17 protein-coding genes and 1 riboswitch are annotated in these 15,209 nt (G+C 55.0%); of the genes, 6 read left to right on the top strand and 11 right to left on the bottom strand.

Annotation, left to right across the window (positions count from 1 at the left end):
* Window positions 1-263 precede the first annotated feature (263 nt).
* From ACOYIE_RS04185 to ACOYIE_RS04195, 3 genes are all read right to left on the bottom strand, one after another.
* Window positions 264-1,385, bottom strand: a complete 1,122-nt coding sequence (locus ACOYIE_RS04185; protein WP_433410907.1) for a hypothetical protein — start codon at window positions 1,383-1,385, stop codon at window positions 264-266.
* Between the two features lie 22 nt (window positions 1,386-1,407).
* On the bottom strand, window positions 1,408-2,742 hold the full coding sequence (locus ACOYIE_RS04190) for a GntP family permease (RefSeq protein ID WP_433410908.1): 1,335 nt from the start codon (window positions 2,740-2,742) through the stop codon (window positions 1,408-1,410).
* A 258-nt stretch (window positions 2,743-3,000) separates the two neighbouring features.
* Window positions 3,001-4,236, bottom strand: a complete 1,236-nt coding sequence (locus ACOYIE_RS04195; protein WP_433410909.1) for a DNA polymerase Y family protein — start codon at window positions 4,234-4,236, stop codon at window positions 3,001-3,003.
* 87 nt (window positions 4,237-4,323) lie between these two features.
* A riboswitch (TPP riboswitch) is annotated at window positions 4,324-4,426 on the top strand.
* Between the two features lie 74 nt (window positions 4,427-4,500).
* On the opposite strand from ACOYIE_RS04195, the gene thiS reads away from it, so the two are divergent.
* Both thiS and thiF read left to right on the top strand, forming a co-directional pair.
* Window positions 4,501-4,695 carry a sulfur carrier protein ThiS gene (gene thiS / locus ACOYIE_RS04200; RefSeq protein WP_433410910.1) on the top strand — a complete coding sequence of 65 codons (195 nt, stop codon included), beginning with the start codon at window positions 4,501-4,503 and terminating at the stop codon, window positions 4,693-4,695.
* A gap of 15 nt (window positions 4,696-4,710) precedes the next feature.
* Window positions 4,711-5,343, top strand: coding sequence for a sulfur carrier protein ThiS adenylyltransferase ThiF (gene thiF, locus ACOYIE_RS04205; RefSeq protein ID WP_433410911.1), 633 nt, complete (start codon window positions 4,711-4,713; stop codon window positions 5,341-5,343).
* A 47-nt stretch (window positions 5,344-5,390) separates the two neighbouring features.
* On the opposite strand, the gene mscL is transcribed toward thiF, so the two are convergent.
* Window positions 5,391-5,813 carry a large conductance mechanosensitive channel protein MscL gene (gene mscL, locus ACOYIE_RS04210; RefSeq protein ID WP_433410912.1) on the bottom strand — a complete coding sequence of 141 codons (423 nt, stop codon included), beginning with the start codon at window positions 5,811-5,813 and terminating at the stop codon, window positions 5,391-5,393.
* Between the two features lie 81 nt (window positions 5,814-5,894).
* On the opposite strand from mscL, the gene ACOYIE_RS04215 reads away from it, so the two are divergent.
* The 3 genes from ACOYIE_RS04215 (at window position 5,895) to thiC (ending at window position 9,312) form a co-directional block, all read left to right on the top strand.
* Window positions 5,895-6,659 carry a thiazole synthase gene (locus ACOYIE_RS04215; RefSeq protein ID WP_433410913.1) on the top strand — a complete coding sequence of 255 codons (765 nt, stop codon included), beginning with the start codon at window positions 5,895-5,897 and terminating at the stop codon, window positions 6,657-6,659.
* 37 nt (window positions 6,660-6,696) lie between these two features.
* Window positions 6,697-7,893, top strand: a complete 1,197-nt coding sequence (gene thiH, locus ACOYIE_RS04220) for a 2-iminoacetate synthase ThiH (protein WP_433410914.1) — start codon at window positions 6,697-6,699, stop codon at window positions 7,891-7,893.
* A 96-nt stretch (window positions 7,894-7,989) separates the two neighbouring features.
* Window positions 7,990-9,312 carry a phosphomethylpyrimidine synthase ThiC gene (gene thiC, locus ACOYIE_RS04225; RefSeq protein WP_433410915.1) on the top strand — a complete coding sequence of 441 codons (1,323 nt, stop codon included), beginning with the start codon at window positions 7,990-7,992 and terminating at the stop codon, window positions 9,310-9,312.
* A 72-nt stretch (window positions 9,313-9,384) separates the two neighbouring features.
* On the opposite strand, the gene ACOYIE_RS04230 is transcribed toward thiC, so the two are convergent.
* The 6 genes from ACOYIE_RS04230 to yajC all read right to left on the bottom strand — a co-directional run bounded on the left by ACOYIE_RS04230 (window position 9,385) and on the right by yajC (window position 13,054).
* Window positions 9,385-9,924, bottom strand: a complete 540-nt coding sequence (locus tag ACOYIE_RS04230; RefSeq protein WP_433410916.1) for a hypothetical protein — start codon at window positions 9,922-9,924, stop codon at window positions 9,385-9,387.
* Between the two features lie 66 nt (window positions 9,925-9,990).
* The gene (locus tag ACOYIE_RS04235) at window positions 9,991-10,461 is read right to left on the bottom strand and encodes a hypothetical protein (RefSeq protein WP_433410917.1); all 471 of its coding nucleotides are present in this window, start codon (window positions 10,459-10,461) and stop codon (window positions 9,991-9,993) included.
* Window positions 10,462-10,568: 107 nt separating this feature from the next.
* A complete protein-coding gene (gene scfB / locus ACOYIE_RS04240; protein WP_433410918.1) occupies window positions 10,569-11,945 on the bottom strand; it encodes a thioether cross-link-forming SCIFF peptide maturase in 1,377 nt (458 codons plus the stop codon).
* Between the two features lie 141 nt (window positions 11,946-12,086).
* Window positions 12,087-12,230 (bottom strand): six-cysteine ranthipeptide SCIFF, encoded by a 144-nt coding sequence (scfA, locus tag ACOYIE_RS04245; protein ID WP_078096990.1) that lies wholly within the window; start codon window positions 12,228-12,230, stop codon window positions 12,087-12,089.
* Between the two features lie 12 nt (window positions 12,231-12,242).
* On the bottom strand, window positions 12,243-12,659 hold the full coding sequence (locus ACOYIE_RS04250) for a TIGR04086 family membrane protein (RefSeq protein WP_433410919.1): 417 nt from the start codon (window positions 12,657-12,659) through the stop codon (window positions 12,243-12,245).
* Between the two features lie 71 nt (window positions 12,660-12,730).
* The gene (gene yajC / locus ACOYIE_RS04255) at window positions 12,731-13,054 is read right to left on the bottom strand and encodes a preprotein translocase subunit YajC (protein WP_433410920.1); all 324 of its coding nucleotides are present in this window, start codon (window positions 13,052-13,054) and stop codon (window positions 12,731-12,733) included.
* Window positions 13,055-13,238: 184 nt separating this feature from the next.
* On the opposite strand from yajC, the gene ACOYIE_RS04260 reads away from it, so the two are divergent.
* Window positions 13,239-13,889: a sigma-70 family RNA polymerase sigma factor gene (locus tag ACOYIE_RS04260; RefSeq protein ID WP_433410921.1), complete on the top strand. Its 651-nt coding sequence runs from the start codon at window positions 13,239-13,241 to the stop codon at window positions 13,887-13,889.
* 125 nt (window positions 13,890-14,014) lie between these two features.
* Here the strand turns inward: ACOYIE_RS04260 and ACOYIE_RS04265 are convergent.
* Window positions 14,015-15,209, bottom strand: a 1,195-nt coding sequence (locus ACOYIE_RS04265) for an ATP-binding protein (RefSeq protein ID WP_433410922.1), incomplete at its 5' end; no start/stop codon positions are given.

Raw genomic sequence — 15,209 nt, forward strand, 5'->3', positions numbered from 1 at the left:
GGCGATTATCTGCAGCGCATGCTGGATGGACTCATATGCGACCCCGGCAAAGTCAAAGACCATATTGCGGACTGCATCAAAAAAGTCCGTGCTCTGCGCAAAACGAAAAAAACCGAATAAAGAAACCGGCGCCGCGCCCCTTTCAAACGGGCGCGGCGCTTTTCCTGTTGTTCGGCCATGCCGGAGGCAGCGCTTCCGCTGCCTCCCGCGGCCTGGAAGGGAAAATAGGGGGGACTACAGAGACGTTAAAAATGCAGTATCTGTCAATCCTGCAGGAACCGCTTTACCTTATCGGCAAACAGATGGGTCTGCAAAATGCCGGCCATATGACCATAGTCAGAATCCAGCGCATAGCACTCTGCCTGACCGCCCAGCCAGATGATGCGATCGACCACCCACTGCACAAAGGACGCCGGATGCAGCGCGTCCCAAACCGACGGAACGGCCAGCACCTTGGCCTTGATGCGGCTGAGCGCCTTGTCAAGATCGCCGCCGTACGGGCGGGATACATCAAAATTCAGGCACATGCGGCAGGTATACATCCAGTGGTTAAGGTCAACCAGATGCTCGGTCAGCGAAACGACCGAATCCAGTTTTTTCTCATAGGTTGCTTCGCCCAGTACACTTTCGTAGCACGCAACGTCCTTTTCCACCTCGCGGCGGTAAGTGCGCTCATAATAACCAGCCTGGAACGCCGCTACATTCATCATCTCCAGCGCAAGGTGGAGAGATTCCGTGGGCTGTTCGGGCTTGTCATAATAATCGCCGCCATTCCACTTGGGGTCGAGCTTTGCAACGCGGATACCGTATTGCAGCGGGTTGAAACCGCCCCAGACCGGCAGCTTGGGCGTTGCAATTACCGGAATGATTTTATCCATCCAGTCCGGATAGGCAACCGCCCACTGCCAGGAGGTCATACCGCCGAAAGACGGCCCCATAATGGCTTTCAGATGGGTGATGCCCATGGATTCCAGCAGCGCCTTCTGGGTGTTGACCACGTCAAGCACCTCGGGCACGGGGAAATCCAGACCATAGTGCTTTCCGGTTTCCGGATTGATGCTTTTCGGACCGCTGGTAATCACCATCGGATTGTTTGCGCCCACGTTGCACAGGTTATCGGTGCAGACGACGAAATACTTTTCCGTATCCACCGCCTTGCCGGGACCGATCAGACCGTCCCAGAAACCGGGCAGCGCGTCATCCTCACTGTACTTGCCGGCGCAATGGCTGGAAGCGGAAAAATAATGCACAACCAGAATGACGTTATCCTTGGCCTCGTTCAGCGTACCGAACGTTTCATAGCCCATCTGCACCGGAATTGTGCGGCCGCACTGAAAGGTGAAAGACGGAATCTGAAAAGATTGCTTCTTTGACAGTAAAGACATAATGCTCAGGCTCCTTTGCTCGTCAGATAATACCAACCATGGTCATAATAATGCACAGCGCGGTCAGGAACAGCGGCATTATAACGGTCAGCGGGAATACATGCTTGTAGGAATCCTTTGCGGTAACGCCACAAACCGAGCACATCAGAATGAAGGTGGAGCAGTGCGGCAGGGTATCCAGACCGCAGCAGGCAATGGTCATCAGACGGTGGAAGGCTTCCGGGTTGATGCCCTGCGCAAGGTAAGCGGGAAGCATGGAGTCTGCAAAAATCTGCAGGCCGCCAAGCGCGGTGCCCGTAATGCCGGCAACAACGTTAACGGCAACAGAGGCGGAAACATAGGGGTTAAAGGTGTTGGACAGGCTCATGGCAAAATCCAGGAAGTACTGGAAACCGGGCGCCGCCTGCACAACGCCGGCAAAGCCCATCACGCCGCCGGTCAGCAGCAGCGCAGAAGTGCAGGAAGACCACATTCCGTTGGTAAAAGTCTTCAGCACGCCCTGCTTCTTGGCTGCACCGAAGAAAACTTTGGGGTTGAGAATGACGCTTGCAATCATGGCGATGCACAGCGCAGTCAGGATACAGTCGGTAGCACCCATGATATCCTTCAGGAATACCATCATGGCAACAACGATAATCAGCGGGAGAATGGAGGACCAGAAAGGCGGCAGATCCTTTTCATCCTCTTCGGTCAGCGCGTCCGTACCGGAAACCACATAGCCGACGCCCTTAGCGGTCTGACGTCTGGCCTGCCAGGTGACGTAAACACCGGCAATCACGGTGCCGACGATGCAGGCGATAACGCCCATCACCGGAGCGGAGAACGCATTCACGCCCAGACCGTATTCTTCACGGGTCAGCAGCGCGTTGGTCGAAGTGGGGTTGCCGGGCAGGCAGAGGCACAGCGTTACCGATGCGCACAGCACGATACCGGGCAGCAGGTTCTTTGTAATGTTGGCCTTGCGGAACAGCGGAGCCGCAACCGGATATACCGCAAACACAATGACGAAAGCCGAAATACCGCCCATCGCCATCAGCAGCGTGACCAGCAGCGCCGCCAGCGGCGCCCACTTTGCACCAAAGATTTTAAACAGCACTCTGGCTACGCTTTCCGCCGAGCCGGTGATCTTCATAAACTCACCGTACGCAGCGGCCAGGCCGAACAGCAGGAAATAGCTGCCTGCGAAGTTTTTAAAACCTGTGGCATATGCACCGCTCCAGGTTTCCCAGAAAGGCAGCGCATTTGTGACGATAACCACCAACGCGGAAATGAGCGACGCGATAAAGGCGTTGACACCCTTATAGCTCAGCACAATCAGGCAGGCGATTGCCAGCAACAAACCGATTACACCAATCATTTTTGTGAATCCTCACTTTCATATTCTCTTTGCATCAGGAACCCCCTGCCCGCCGTCCCTTTCTCCGGTCCCGCTTTTACCGAATCCCCTGGACCAAGGGCACAGTTTCCTTTTGTCAGGCTCAGTGTAACACGTCCTGTCTGCAAAAAAAATAGGAACCCCCGCTTTGTCACTGACATCTATTGGCACAAATCATGACAAGCATTTCACAGTATCGCTCCCCATTTTCTGTTTGTTTGCCTGTATATTTTCCCATTCTCAATTTTCATTTTTCATCGAATTATTTTCAGCTTTTTCAGTTTTTTCCTCTATTTTTTGAACCGAATGTCCAAAAACGACCGACTGTTCTCCAAACCGCTGCCGCAATGTGTCAACCGTTCTGTCCAATTTTTTCCGGCGCGATGACACGTCAGGCGCCTCAAACAGGGACAGTTGCTCACAGGCCTGTTCCTCGGGCAGCAGGCTGGCCGCCGTGACCGACAGCAGCCGCACAGGCTTATCCTCCGGCCACACCGCGCGCAGCAGAAGCATGGCGGTTTCAATCAGGGTGCGCGTTGCATTCGTCGGGTTTTTCAGTGTGATCTGGCGGGAGTGATTGCGAAATTCCGGATCGCGGACCGTAAGCTGCACAGTCTGGCAGACCAGTCCCCTGGCCCGCAGACGGCGGCCAATGTTATCGCACAGCGCTGTAATGCCCATGCGGTACTCTTGCTCGCCCCGCAGGTCGTGCGCAAACGTCATGCTGTTGCCAACGGACTTGACTTCCCGCACCGCATAGAAAGAGCGCACCGGCTCATCATCCTCACCGCGGCTGTAGCGCAGCAGCTGATCGCCCGCCTTGCCCAGCAGGTTGTGTATAAACCCAGGATCACATGCCGCCAAATCGCCAATTGTGTGTACGCCGCGCCGCGCAAGCTTATCCGTTGCATGCCGGCCGGCATACAGCAGCGCGCTCACTGGAAGAGGCCACACGCGCTCCCGATAGTTTGCGCGGGAAAACACCGTTGTCGCATCCGGCTTTTTATAATCGCTGCCCAGCTTGGCAAACGCGCGATTGAACGATACGCCGACCGATATCGTCAGCCCAACTTCGTCCCGCATGCGGCGGCGCAGCTCGTCTGCAATCTGCTCGCCTGTGCCGAACAGATGCGCCGTGCCGGTCACATCCAAAAAGGATTCGTCAATACCAAACGGGTCTACCAAATCCGTATATTTCAGATACAATTCGTTGCAGCGCCGCGAATACTTCACATATTCCGACCGGTGCGGCGCAACCAGCCGCAATTCCGGACATTTTCTTCTGGCCTGCCAGATGGTCTCTGCCGTTTGCACACCAAAGGCTTTGGCTTTTTCATTTTTTGCCAGAATAATGCCGTGTCGGCTGTCCGGATCACCGCAGACTGCGGACGGACCGTCCGCCAGCGTAGGGTCAAGCAGCGTTTCTACCGAAGCATAAAACGAATTACAGTCGCAGTGCAAAATGATTCGGTCCATACGCGCCTCCAAAAATCGAACATTTGTTTCTTTTATGATAACACAAAATTTCTGTCTTGACAAGCGCTGTCTCATGTCCTATACTGAATCTGCAAGCAGGGGTGCTGTGATGAGCAGCTGAGAGGGCGAGAGCCTAACCCTTTGAACCTGTTGGTTAGCACCATCGTAGGGAAGCTGTCGCATCGAAAAAAAGCAAATCAATGCTCCGGTTTCACCGCATGGTGAGACCGGAGCATTTTTGTTTGAAAAGCGAGGTTATACGCAATGAACGTAAACGGCAAGCCGATCCCCTGTGCCGCAGGCATGACCGTACAGACGCTGCTTGACACACTGGGACACGACCGGCAGCGCGTTGCTGTGGAGCGCAACGGCCAGATCATACCGCGCGCCCGATTTGCAGAAGAGCTGCTTGACGAAAGCGACGCCATTGAGATCGTCTGCTTTGTGGGCGGCGGCTGACAGGAGGGCGGATACATGCTGACGCAGCAGGAGCTGCACGCCGCGCTGGTCTGCCGGCACGGCGCGGCAATACAGAGCAAAATCGACCGCGCCACCATCGGCATTGCAGGGCTTGGCGGCCTGGGCTCCAACATCGCGGTGCTGCTGGCGCGGCTGGGCGTTGGACATCTGGTACTGGTGGACTTTGACAAGGTGGATATCACCAACCTCCACCGCCAGCATTACACGATGGACGATCTCGGCGTTCCCAAAGCGCAGGCACTGAAAAAACAACTAATTGCAATCAATCCATATTTAAATTACGAAACGTATATCGAAAAAGTACTGCCGGAAAACGCCGCACGGCTTTTTGCCGGCTGCGATATTGTCTGTGAAGCCTTTGACCGCGCCGATCAAAAGGCGATGCTGATTGAAACCCTGCTCGATGCGCTGCCGGACGCACCCATTATCTCCGGCAGCGGCATGGCAGGATACGGCTCAGCCAACGCCATCCGGACGGAAAAGCGCTTTAGCCGGCTGTATCTCTGCGGCGACGGCGTAAGCGACATAAGCGACGGACTCGGCCTGATGGCGCCGCGCGTTGCCGTTTGTGCCGCGCATCAGGCGACCATGGCGCTGCGCCTTCTTCTGGGCGAACGCGAGCCCTGAGTCCAAAAAGAAAAGGCCTTCCGGCCTTTTCCTCTTCGTATTCCGTCTTATTCCTCCGGCAGCTCGGACGCGCAGTGCGCGCACTTGGTTGCGCCGAGCGGAATTTCGCTCAGGCAGTACGGGCACTTTTTGGTCGTCGGCGCGGCAGGCGCCTCCGCTTTTTTGCCGCGGCTTGCCAGTTTGTTCACCGCCTTGACCATGCAGAACAAAATAAGCGCCAAAATGATGAAATTGATAACCGATGTCAGAAACGCGCCGTACCGCAGTTCGATGTTGCCGATATTTAGCGTAAACGCACTCAAATCGGTCTGTCCGGCAGCGCCCAGAATCGGATTGATCAGATTTTCCGTCAGCGAGCCGACGATGCCGGAAAACGCGCCGCCGATGATGACGCCGATGGCCATATCCATCACGTTGCCGCGCAGCGCAAAAGCTTTAAATTCCTCGATAAATTTCTTCAATGCAAACACCCCATTCTGTTTCTTTAATTTCAGTTTACACGCCGACCGCACCGCGGTCAAGACAGTTTATACAAAAAAGGAGCGCAAAACATGAACGACAAACTGATTTTAGGCGGCCACGAGTTTGATTCCCGTTTCATCCTCGGTTCCGGCAAGTATTCTCTCGACCTTATCCAGGCCGCCGTACACAACGCGGGCGCACAGATCATCACGCTGGCGCTGCGCCGCGCAAACGAGGGCGGTGCAGCCAACATTCTTGATTACATTCCCGAAGGCGTAACGCTGCTGCCCAACACTTCGGGCGCGCGCACTGCGGAAGAGGCGGTGCGTATCGCGCGCCTGTCGCGCGAATGCGGCTGCGGCGATTTTGTCAAAATTGAAATCATGCGGGACAGCAAATACCTGCTGCCTGACAACCAGGAAACCATCCGCGCGACCGATATTCTCGCCAATGAGGGCTTTATCGTAATGCCCTATATGTATCCTGATTTGAACGTCGCCCGTGATCTGGTGAATGCGGGCGCCGCCTCGGTCATGCCGCTTGCCGCGCCGATCGGCACCAACAAGGGGCTGGCGACGCGCGAATTCATCAAAATCCTGATTGACGAAATCGACCTGCCCATCATTGTGGACGCCGGTATCGGCCGCCCCTCGCAGGCGTGCGAGGCGATGGAGCTGGGCGCCGCCGCCGTTATGGCCAACACGGCCATTGCCACCGCAGGCGATATTCCCGCCATGGCCGAAGCGTTTAAGAAGGCCATTGAAGCCGGCCGCACGGCCTATCTGTCCGGCCTGGGCCGTGTGCGGGAAACCGCTTCCGCTTCTTCGCCGCTGACGAATTTCCTGCGCGACTGAGCATGCAATCTTACGGAATAAAGAAGGTCTTTTACTTATGAACGAAACCACACAAAAGATTATCAGCGCCAAATACATCACCGAAGAAACCGACCACATGCAGTACCAGCCCGGTATGGACAACATCGGCTCTGAAGTGCAGGACGCCGTCATCGCGCGGATGAACGCTTATGACGCGGACGCCTATACCGCCGCCGACGTGCGCCGCGCGCTGTCCAAAGATGTGCTCAGCCCTGAGGATTTCGGCGCGCTTCTCTCCCCTGCCGCCGCACCGTTTCTGGAACAGATGGCGCAGCGCGCACAGGCAGAGACCCGCAAGCATTTCGGCAACTCGGTGCAGATGTTCACACCGCTGTATATCGCCAACTACTGTGAAAATTACTGCATCTACTGCGGGTTCAACTGCCACAACAAAATTCGCCGCGCCAAGCTGGATATGGCCGAGATTGAGCGGGAACTCCAGGCCATTGCCGCCTCCGGTTTGCAGGAAATCCTGCTGCTGACCGGTGAAAGCCGGTCTATGTCGCCCGTCGAATATATCGGCGAGGCATGCAAGCTGGCCCGCAAATATTTCCGCGTGATCGGCATTGAAATTTATCCGCTCAACGTGGATGAGTACGCTTATCTGCATGCATGCGGCGTGGACTATGTTACCGTATTCCAGGAAACCTACAACGCGGATAAATACAAAACGCTGCACCTTGGCGGACATAAACGTATTTTCCCCTATCGGTTAAACGCGCAGGAGCGCGCCCTCAAGGGCGGCATGCGCGGCGTGGGGTTCGCGGCGCTGCTCGGCCTGTCCGATTTCCGGAAGGACGCCTTTGCCACCGGCCTGCACGCCTACCTCCTGCAGCGCAAATATCCGCATGCGGAGATCGCTTTTTCCTGCCCGCGCCTGCGCCCGATCATCAACAACGATAAAATCAACCCGCGGGACGTTCATGAGCCGCAGCTTCTGCAGGTTGTGTGCGCATACCGCATTTTCATGCCGTTTGCATCCATCACCATTTCCACGCGCGAACGCGCCGGTTTCCGCGACAATATCATCGGCATCGCCGCCACCAAAATATCGGCCGGCGTCTCCACCGGCATAGGCGAACACGCTGACGCGGAGGAAAGCAAGGGCGACGCTCAGTTTGAGATCTCGGACGGCCGTTCTGTCGACGAGGTATACAAGGCCATTCAGGCGCACGGCCTGCAGCCCGTCATGGCGGATTACTTATACGTTTAAACAGCGCTGCGCGGCCGGCCGCGGACAGAGCGCACCGCATGCCGCAGCAATAGCCGCCGCGCAGAGCATAAATATCAAATAAAGGAGTAAAAAGCAATGAGAAATTATGCTACCCAGATGGACGCTGCCAAGCGCGGCATCGTCACGCCCGAAATGGAGACGGTTGCCAAAAAGGAAAACCGTCCGGTCGAGTACATCATGGAGCGCGTCGCGAAGGGTACGATCGCGATTCCGGCCAACATCAATCACAAGAGCCTGTCCGCAGAAGCAGTGGGCGACGGTACGCGCGTGAAAATCAACGTAAACCTTGGCATCTCCGGTGACTGCAAGGATTACGAGATGGAAATGCGCAAGGTCAAAATGGCGATTGACATGGGCGCGGAAGCGATTATGGACCTGTCCAACTATGGCAAAACCAACACATTCCGTCAGCAGCTGATCGAAGTCTCTCCCGCGATGATCGGAACGGTACCGATGTATGACGCCATCGGCTACCTGGAGAAAGATCTGATGCAGATTACCGCCAGGGATTTTCTGCGCGTTGTGGAAGCGCATGCGCAGGAAGGCGTTGACTTTATGACCATCCACGCCGGCATCAACCGCCGCGCCGTCGAGGCTTTCATGCGCGAAGGCCGCCGCATGAACATCGTCTCCCGCGGCGGATCGCTGCTTTTCGCATGGATGCAGATGACGGGCAATGAAAACCCGTTCTTCGAGTATTATGACGACGTGCTGGAGATTCTCCGCAAGTACGACGTCACCATCTCGCTCGGCGACGCATTGCGGCCGGGCTGTATCGATGACGCCTCCGATGCCGGCCAGATCAGCGAGCTGATCGAGCTTGGCAACCTTGCCCAGCGCGCATGGGATAAGGACGTACAGGTCATGATCGAAGGCCCCGGCCACATGGCGATGAATGAAATCGCCGCCAACATGCAGATGGAAAAGCGCCTGTGCCACGGCGCGCCGTTCTATGTCCTCGGGCCGCTGGTGACGGACATTGCCCCCGGCTACGATCACATCACTTCCGCCATCGGCGGGGCAATCGCCGCACAGGCAGGCGCCAACTTCCTGTGCTATGTCACCCCTGCCGAACACCTGCGCCTGCCCGATGAAAGCGACGTGCGCGAAGGCATCGTGGCGTCCAAAATCGCCGCGCATGCAGCCGATATTGCGCTTGGCCTGCCGGGCGCGCGCGACCGTGACAACGCGATGGCCGACGCCCGCCACAAGCTCGACTGGGACGCGCAGTTCAAACTGGCGCTTGACCCTGAAAAGGCGGAGCGCTTCTTCAATCAGGTGCCCCCGTCGGAGCGCCATCAATGCTCTATGTGCGGCAAAATGTGCGCCGTTCGCACCACCAACATGATTCTTGACGGCAAAAAAGTGGAGTTTTGCTCTGAAAACGGCCAGTGCTGATACTGTCTTTCCGTTCGCAGCACAGAAAACCGGCACAGAACGGGGGGGCCGTACGGACGCCCCGTTCTTTTTTTACATCTTCCACAGGGCTGCAAACAGTGTGCGCAGCACTGCGCTGGCCGCCGCCAGCGCCACACAGGCCAAATACGGCGCGCGGCAGGCGCGCAGCGAATACCGGCCAGATGTTTCGCCGCTCTGCCACGCCATCGCGCAGGCCGCAAGAAGCGCCGGCACGCTCAGAACCGCAGGCAGGCCCACCGTGCCGAAGGAGAGCAGCAGGCTGCCCTCTCCGCTCATACCCACCGCTATAATCAGCGCCAGCACAAACCCGCGCGCCGCCGCCACCGCAGACAGCAGCAGCCCCGTCGGCCGCAGCAGCGCGCAAAGCAGCGGCAGTACAATCCACAGCACGGCGCACAGCACACTTTTCACAGCCTGTCCGGGCAAAGCGCGCAGCGCCGCAGCAAGCAGAACCGCGCCGTCCCCCTCGCCTGCGCGCAGACCGGTCAGTCCGCCCGCCACTGCACCGCACAAAAACATGGCGCTTAAAAACAGAAACGCCGGCGTGCGCACCAATGCATCAAAAAAACCGAGAACATGCTGTTTTCTCATGTCTCTCCCCCTTACGGAAAGTCATGTTACAGCATATTCCCGGTTTCCCTGTTTTAGAACCCCGTTTTAATCGCACATGGCGTCCACCATGTCTCTGCACGGCTGATGCAGAAACAGGCGTACCCCTCTGTCAATCTCATACGAAGCAGACAGCCGGCCGTCTTCTCCCTGGTGCAGCGTGGCAGCAATGATTTCCGTTCCTGCTACAACACGTTCTTTGATGTACGCCACATCAACGCCTCCGGCGCATACAACAACCAGCGTGCGGCCGCCTGTGCATTGCGAAATAGGCGCCAGCACCGTCGCCAGCGCGCGGCGGTCAGCACACAGCAGAACCACTTCGCTTTTTACAACAGCAGCGGCGTTGTCCTCACAAAGCACCGCGCCGCTGCCTTCGGCTGCCGCGCATGCTTCTCCGCTGTTCATAGATAGCATTAAATTGCCCGCAGGGATAATCTGCTGACCCAGAATCGCACGAATCAGGCGCGGCAGATATTCGCCTCCGCCAATTGCGGCTACATGAATGTTATGCGGCATAATACTGTCAACTCCTTTAAATCAGACGAATGTTTGAGCCGTTCTCTTATTATAGTTACAAAACCTTCCCTTGGCAATCTTTTTTTGCGAATATGGACAATTTTTTATTATTCCTGCTGTGCGCTCATCTTTTCCATCGCTTTCAGATAGATTGCGCACTCAAGGCGCTTGCGCTCCATCTCGCAGCCCAGATCGTAAGAGTCGTTCATATCGTGGTTCATGTTGTAATTCGCTGCCGAGCAGCCGCCCGAGCAGTAGAACTTCGCCCAGCACTTCTGGCATTTGGGGCGGGTATAAATATTCATGCCCGCGAACTTCGTTGCAATCTCCATATCGAACGACTGATCGAGCACGCTGCCCTGCTTGAATTCTTCCTTGCCGACAAACTGGTGGCAGGGATAGATATCGCCGTCCGGCGTGACGGCCACATACTCATAGCCCGCGCCGCAGCCGCGCAGGCGCTTGACCACGCACGGTCCCTGATCCAGATCGACCATAAAGTGGAAGAAGGTGAACGGCTTGCCCTGCTTTTTGCGCGCAAGCATGATCTCCGCCAGGCGGTCGTACTCCGCCTCGATCTTCGGCAGATCGGCCTCGGTCAGATCATAGCCGCAGCCCGGGTCCGCGGTCACCGGCTCGACCGAAAGGCTGTCGAAGCCTGCGTCCGCAATGTGCACCACATCCTCCGCAAAGTCCAGATTGCGCGAGGTAAAGGTGCCGCGTGCATAATAATCCTTCTGCGGGTCGCGCGCATCGACCAGCGCCTTGAACTTGGGCACGATCACATCGTAGCTGCCCGCGCCCGACACGGTTTTACGGAACTCGTCGTTAACGTCCGGACGGCCGTCCAGCGACAGCACAACATTATCCATATTTTCATTGATATACGCCCGCTTGTCCTCATCGAGCAGCAGGCCGTTGGTGGTAATGGTAAAGCGGAACTTTTTGTTGTGCTTTTTCTCCAGGCTGCGCGCGTAATCAACCGTCTGCACAACCGTATCCCACGCCATCAGCGGCTCGCCGCCGAAAAAGTCCACTTCAATATTATGGCGCTGTCCCGAACGGGCGATCACAAAGTCAATCGCCTTTTTGGCAATTTCAGGCGGCATGATCTTGCGGCCCTGACCGAAGTCGCCGGTCGAGGCAAAGCAATAGGTGCAGCGCAGGTTGCAGTCATGCGCCACATGCAGGCACAGCGCCTTGACCGGCGCGCCCACCGGAATATACTTGCTTACATCAATGTAATCGTCTTCCGCGAAGAGCTGACCGGATTTTTTCAGCGCATATAATTCGCCGTAGGCCTCGCGCACCTCGGCAGCGTCATACTGCCCCAGCGCATCCACAACCGGCTGCGGGCAGTCCTCCGCCATGGTTTCATCTATCAGACCGGATACCGCATAGCTGATATCATCCAGTACATGCACTGCGCCGGAGTTCACATCCAGCACAAAATTCAGTCCGTTTTTTTGATAGCGATGAATCATATTGATTTCGATTCCTCCGAATACGTTAACAAAGGCGCGCGGAACCGCGCGCCTTTGTCCATTCCTAAATTTCGCGTATAAAACGCTTTTCCGGCTGCGGCAGCTCTCATCCGAAAGCGCCGTTCCGGTTCAGATGCAGTCTTACTTCGCGTGCTCGCACTTCTGGTTCGCCACGGTGCAAGAAGTCTTGCAGGCGGACTGGCAGGAAGTCTGGCACTCGCCGCAGCCGCCGTGCGCGGCAGTCTGCTTCAGCGTTGCAGATGTCAGAGTAGAAACGTGCTTCATCGTAATTCCCTCCTACTTTTTTAGATGATGATACCTTTTTTTCTTACGCATATTGGCGCCGGCAAAACCGCCGAGCGCCGAAGCCGCCAGTGCGCACAACAGGCTGACGGCTGCGCGAACAATCTGTACCGGCTGGTCCAGCAGCGCTGCGCCGGCTGCCAGCAGGAGCAGAAAAACCAACGTGCCTGCCCCGACCGCCCAGACGAATTTTCCGCCAGGCGCCCGCTTTGCGGCAAAAAAGCCTGCCGCCGCGCATCCAAGGCCCAGAAACACAAACGCGCACGGGGCGATCACGCCCTCGCCAAGTGTTCCCTGCCGCACCAGGACCGCACCGGCCAGCATCAGCAGCAATGTAATCAGCAGTCCGCCTGCCGCTGCCGGAAGCAGAGTGCCGATAGGGGATTGCCCTTCGTTGTTTTTTCTTGTCATTGCGCATCCTCCCGCCGAAAAGAGATGATTCATCCTATTCGGCAAGAACCCTGATTATTCCTTTTGCGTGCTTACTTTTCCGCTTCCTTGGGTGCCTCAACCGCTTCAACCGGCTCAGCTTCCTTACCGCGGATTGCCCAACGGTAAATCTTCAGCTTGGTGCGATCGTTCGAGGATTCGATGATCAGAACATCGTCCTTGATGTTGACAACACGGCCGATAAAGCCGCCGATGGTCGAAATTTCATCACCTACCGCGATGGAATTGCGCATTTCGCGTTCGGCTTTTTCGCGTTTGCGCTGCGGACGGATAAGCATGAAATAAAACAGGACGATCAGGATGACCAACGGGGCAAACTGTGCAATCGCCTGCATATACTGCTGTCCACTTGGCATTTTTTACACCTCCTCGTGCATTTTGCCGTTAATACTAAGTATTATACTGGATTCCAATACAAATTACAAGCCCCTATTTCATTCTTCCCATTGTGCCGGCCATTTCTCCCGTCTCCTCCGCAGACATAGGACAGCCCCCATTTCGCATAGGGTAACGGTATTCTGACGAAATGGGGTGCATCTTATGCTGCTTCACGCGCTGGCCGCGCTCGGCGGTCTGTTTTTCTTTTTTGTTCTCCGCGTACAGGGGGCGGACGGGGCCTTTCCCAAGCCTCTTTCGCCGGAAAAGGAGCGCGAGCTGCTCTGCCGCATGCAGCAAGGGGACGAACAGGCCCGCGCGCTGCTGATTGAGCACAACCTGCGGCTGGTCGCGCACATTATCAAAAAATATTATGCTGCCAGCGCCGAGCAGGATGACCTGCTCTCCATCGGGACAATTGGCCTGATCAAAGCGATAAACACCTTTCGGCCGGATAAAAACATCAAGCTGGCCACTTATGCCTCCAAGTGCATCCAAAACGAGCTGCTGATGCACTTTCGGCAAAAGCGCAAATCTGCCGGAGAGGTTTCGCTGTCCGATGAGCTGGAATCGGACGGCGACGGCAGCGCGCTTTCGCTACAGGATGTGATCTGCTGCGAGGACGAGCGGCTTGCAGCCGTAGACGAGCACGACCGTTATGTTGCAATGTACCGTGCGCTGGCCGGCTGCCTTTCTCCCCGCGAACGGGCGGTTATTCGTCTGCGCTACGGACTGGGCCAGCCGGACCCACTGCCCCAGCGTGAAATCGCCAAACAGCTCGGGATTTCACGGTCTTATGTATCGCAACGCCGCTAATGTAAACGAAGCCCGGAAAGCCTGATGTAGACAGGTTTTCCGGGCTTCGTGCGTGATTGGGGGGTAGCAGCGCCGTTATTGTAAACGGTGACAGAAAATTAAGGTAAGCGGCCATTCATCGGTTATTAAGAAAGCTTGGACGCTTCTAGTATTCCTTTGTCTGTTAAGCGCCATGCAGAAGCTGCGGCATTGCGACCGGGAATGCGTTCTAAAAGACCACTATCACGAAGCTTCCAGAAAACTCGTTTCATGGTGTTTTCAGAAGTAATGCCCGTAAGCTCTCTGCCAACACTATTTGTTATTTCGGAGTGTGTTTTCATATACTGCATTACCATTTCTTCTGGAGATGCCAGTTTTTCGTGACGAATAATGACAAGAACAGAATTTGGAGTTTCGGTAATCTGAGGTGTTTTAAGGCGTAAGCGAGACATTGCTTGAAATGCGGTATTAAGTCCTTCACCGACGTCTTTATTGGGAGCATTTGGAAATTTATTGACCAATCTAACAATTTTTGGATTTCTTGCTGATTGAGCATCTAAAATATTTTCGGTTGTAACGTAGCCAGGTAATTTCCCAGGACTTTCAATTTCTACGCGATTATCAAAAATTCTAATTTGAATATCTGTTGCAAGGCTATAGTCGCGGTGCAGGACTGCGTTAGTAATGATTTCATGTAAAGTTTCCTCTGGATACTCAATGCTTTCAAACTGCTTACCAAGTTTTTTGATTGATTCAATAATTTCTTTTACTTTGGTAACTGCACTATAAATTTGGTTATAGGCACAGCCTTCAATGGTAAGAGGAAGTCCGTCCAATGTGGCGCGGTCCGCATCACCGCTGGTTTTATACCTAAATATTTTAATGGACGACCGTTTAGGAAGACAAATTTGAGGTTCATCGGAGAATAACATTTCACCAGCAACAGTTAACTTATCATTCTTTGCAAGACGCTGTTTTGTTAACCATGTAATCCTATCAGTTGGCGGAGTAATATAATCACAAAATACTTTGTATATTTCGGCCTCACTGGCATCCTCAATAACAGATTCTGCCACTATTTCATCTTCAAACGATGTGATTCCTTTGTCAAGCTCTAATCTACGCATTTTTTCAAGAGAATCAACAGGTAGGTTTTGAGCCCCTTTTCTAACATACGCTGTTTTCCTGTCAGTGGCAAAAACAATAGCTTGAGTTTTGGAGATTGACACTTGTACAACGTAAGTAAGAAGTACAGGGTGACGTAAATAAGTAATGGTATAAAATTCTGATATAGGGGCAATTTCTTCCATAACTTGAATTAACTGATTAGCATCTTCGATT

It is taken from the genome of Agathobaculum sp., assembly GCF_050946325.1.
GTDB lineage: Bacteria > Bacillota > Clostridia > Oscillospirales > Butyricicoccaceae > Agathobaculum.

Coding starts and splice junctions, on each gene's coding strand:
- ACOYIE_RS04185 (WP_433410907.1), bottom strand. CDS start 1,385: ATGTCTTTACTGTCAAAGAAGCAATCTTTTCAGATTCCGTCTTTCACC.
- ACOYIE_RS04190 (WP_433410908.1), bottom strand. CDS start 2,742: ATGATTGGTGTAATCGGTTTGTTGCTGGCAATCGCCTGCCTGATTGTG.
- ACOYIE_RS04195 (WP_433410909.1), bottom strand. CDS start 4,236: ATGGACCGAATCATTTTGCACTGCGACTGTAATTCGTTTTATGCTTCG.
- thiS (WP_433410910.1), top strand. CDS start 4,501: ATGAACGTAAACGGCAAGCCGATCCCCTGTGCCGCAGGCATGACCGTA.
- thiF (WP_433410911.1), top strand. CDS start 4,711: ATGCTGACGCAGCAGGAGCTGCACGCCGCGCTGGTCTGCCGGCACGGC.
- ACOYIE_RS04215 (WP_433410913.1), top strand. CDS start 5,895: ATGAACGACAAACTGATTTTAGGCGGCCACGAGTTTGATTCCCGTTTC.
- thiH (WP_433410914.1), top strand. CDS start 6,697: ATGAACGAAACCACACAAAAGATTATCAGCGCCAAATACATCACCGAA.
- thiC (WP_433410915.1), top strand. CDS start 7,990: ATGAGAAATTATGCTACCCAGATGGACGCTGCCAAGCGCGGCATCGTC.
- ACOYIE_RS04230 (WP_433410916.1), bottom strand. CDS start 9,924: ATGAGAAAACAGCATGTTCTCGGTTTTTTTGATGCATTGGTGCGCACG.
- ACOYIE_RS04235 (WP_433410917.1), bottom strand. CDS start 10,461: ATGCCGCATAACATTCATGTAGCCGCAATTGGCGGAGGCGAATATCTG.
- scfB (WP_433410918.1), bottom strand. CDS start 11,945: ATGATTCATCGCTATCAAAAAAACGGACTGAATTTTGTGCTGGATGTG.
- scfA (WP_078096990.1), bottom strand. CDS start 12,230: ATGAAGCACGTTTCTACTCTGACATCTGCAACGCTGAAGCAGACTGCC.
- ACOYIE_RS04250 (WP_433410919.1), bottom strand. CDS start 12,659: ATGACAAGAAAAAACAACGAAGGGCAATCCCCTATCGGCACTCTGCTT.
- yajC (WP_433410920.1), bottom strand. CDS start 13,054: ATGCCAAGTGGACAGCAGTATATGCAGGCGATTGCACAGTTTGCCCCG.
- ACOYIE_RS04260 (WP_433410921.1), top strand. CDS start 13,239: ATGCTGCTTCACGCGCTGGCCGCGCTCGGCGGTCTGTTTTTCTTTTTT.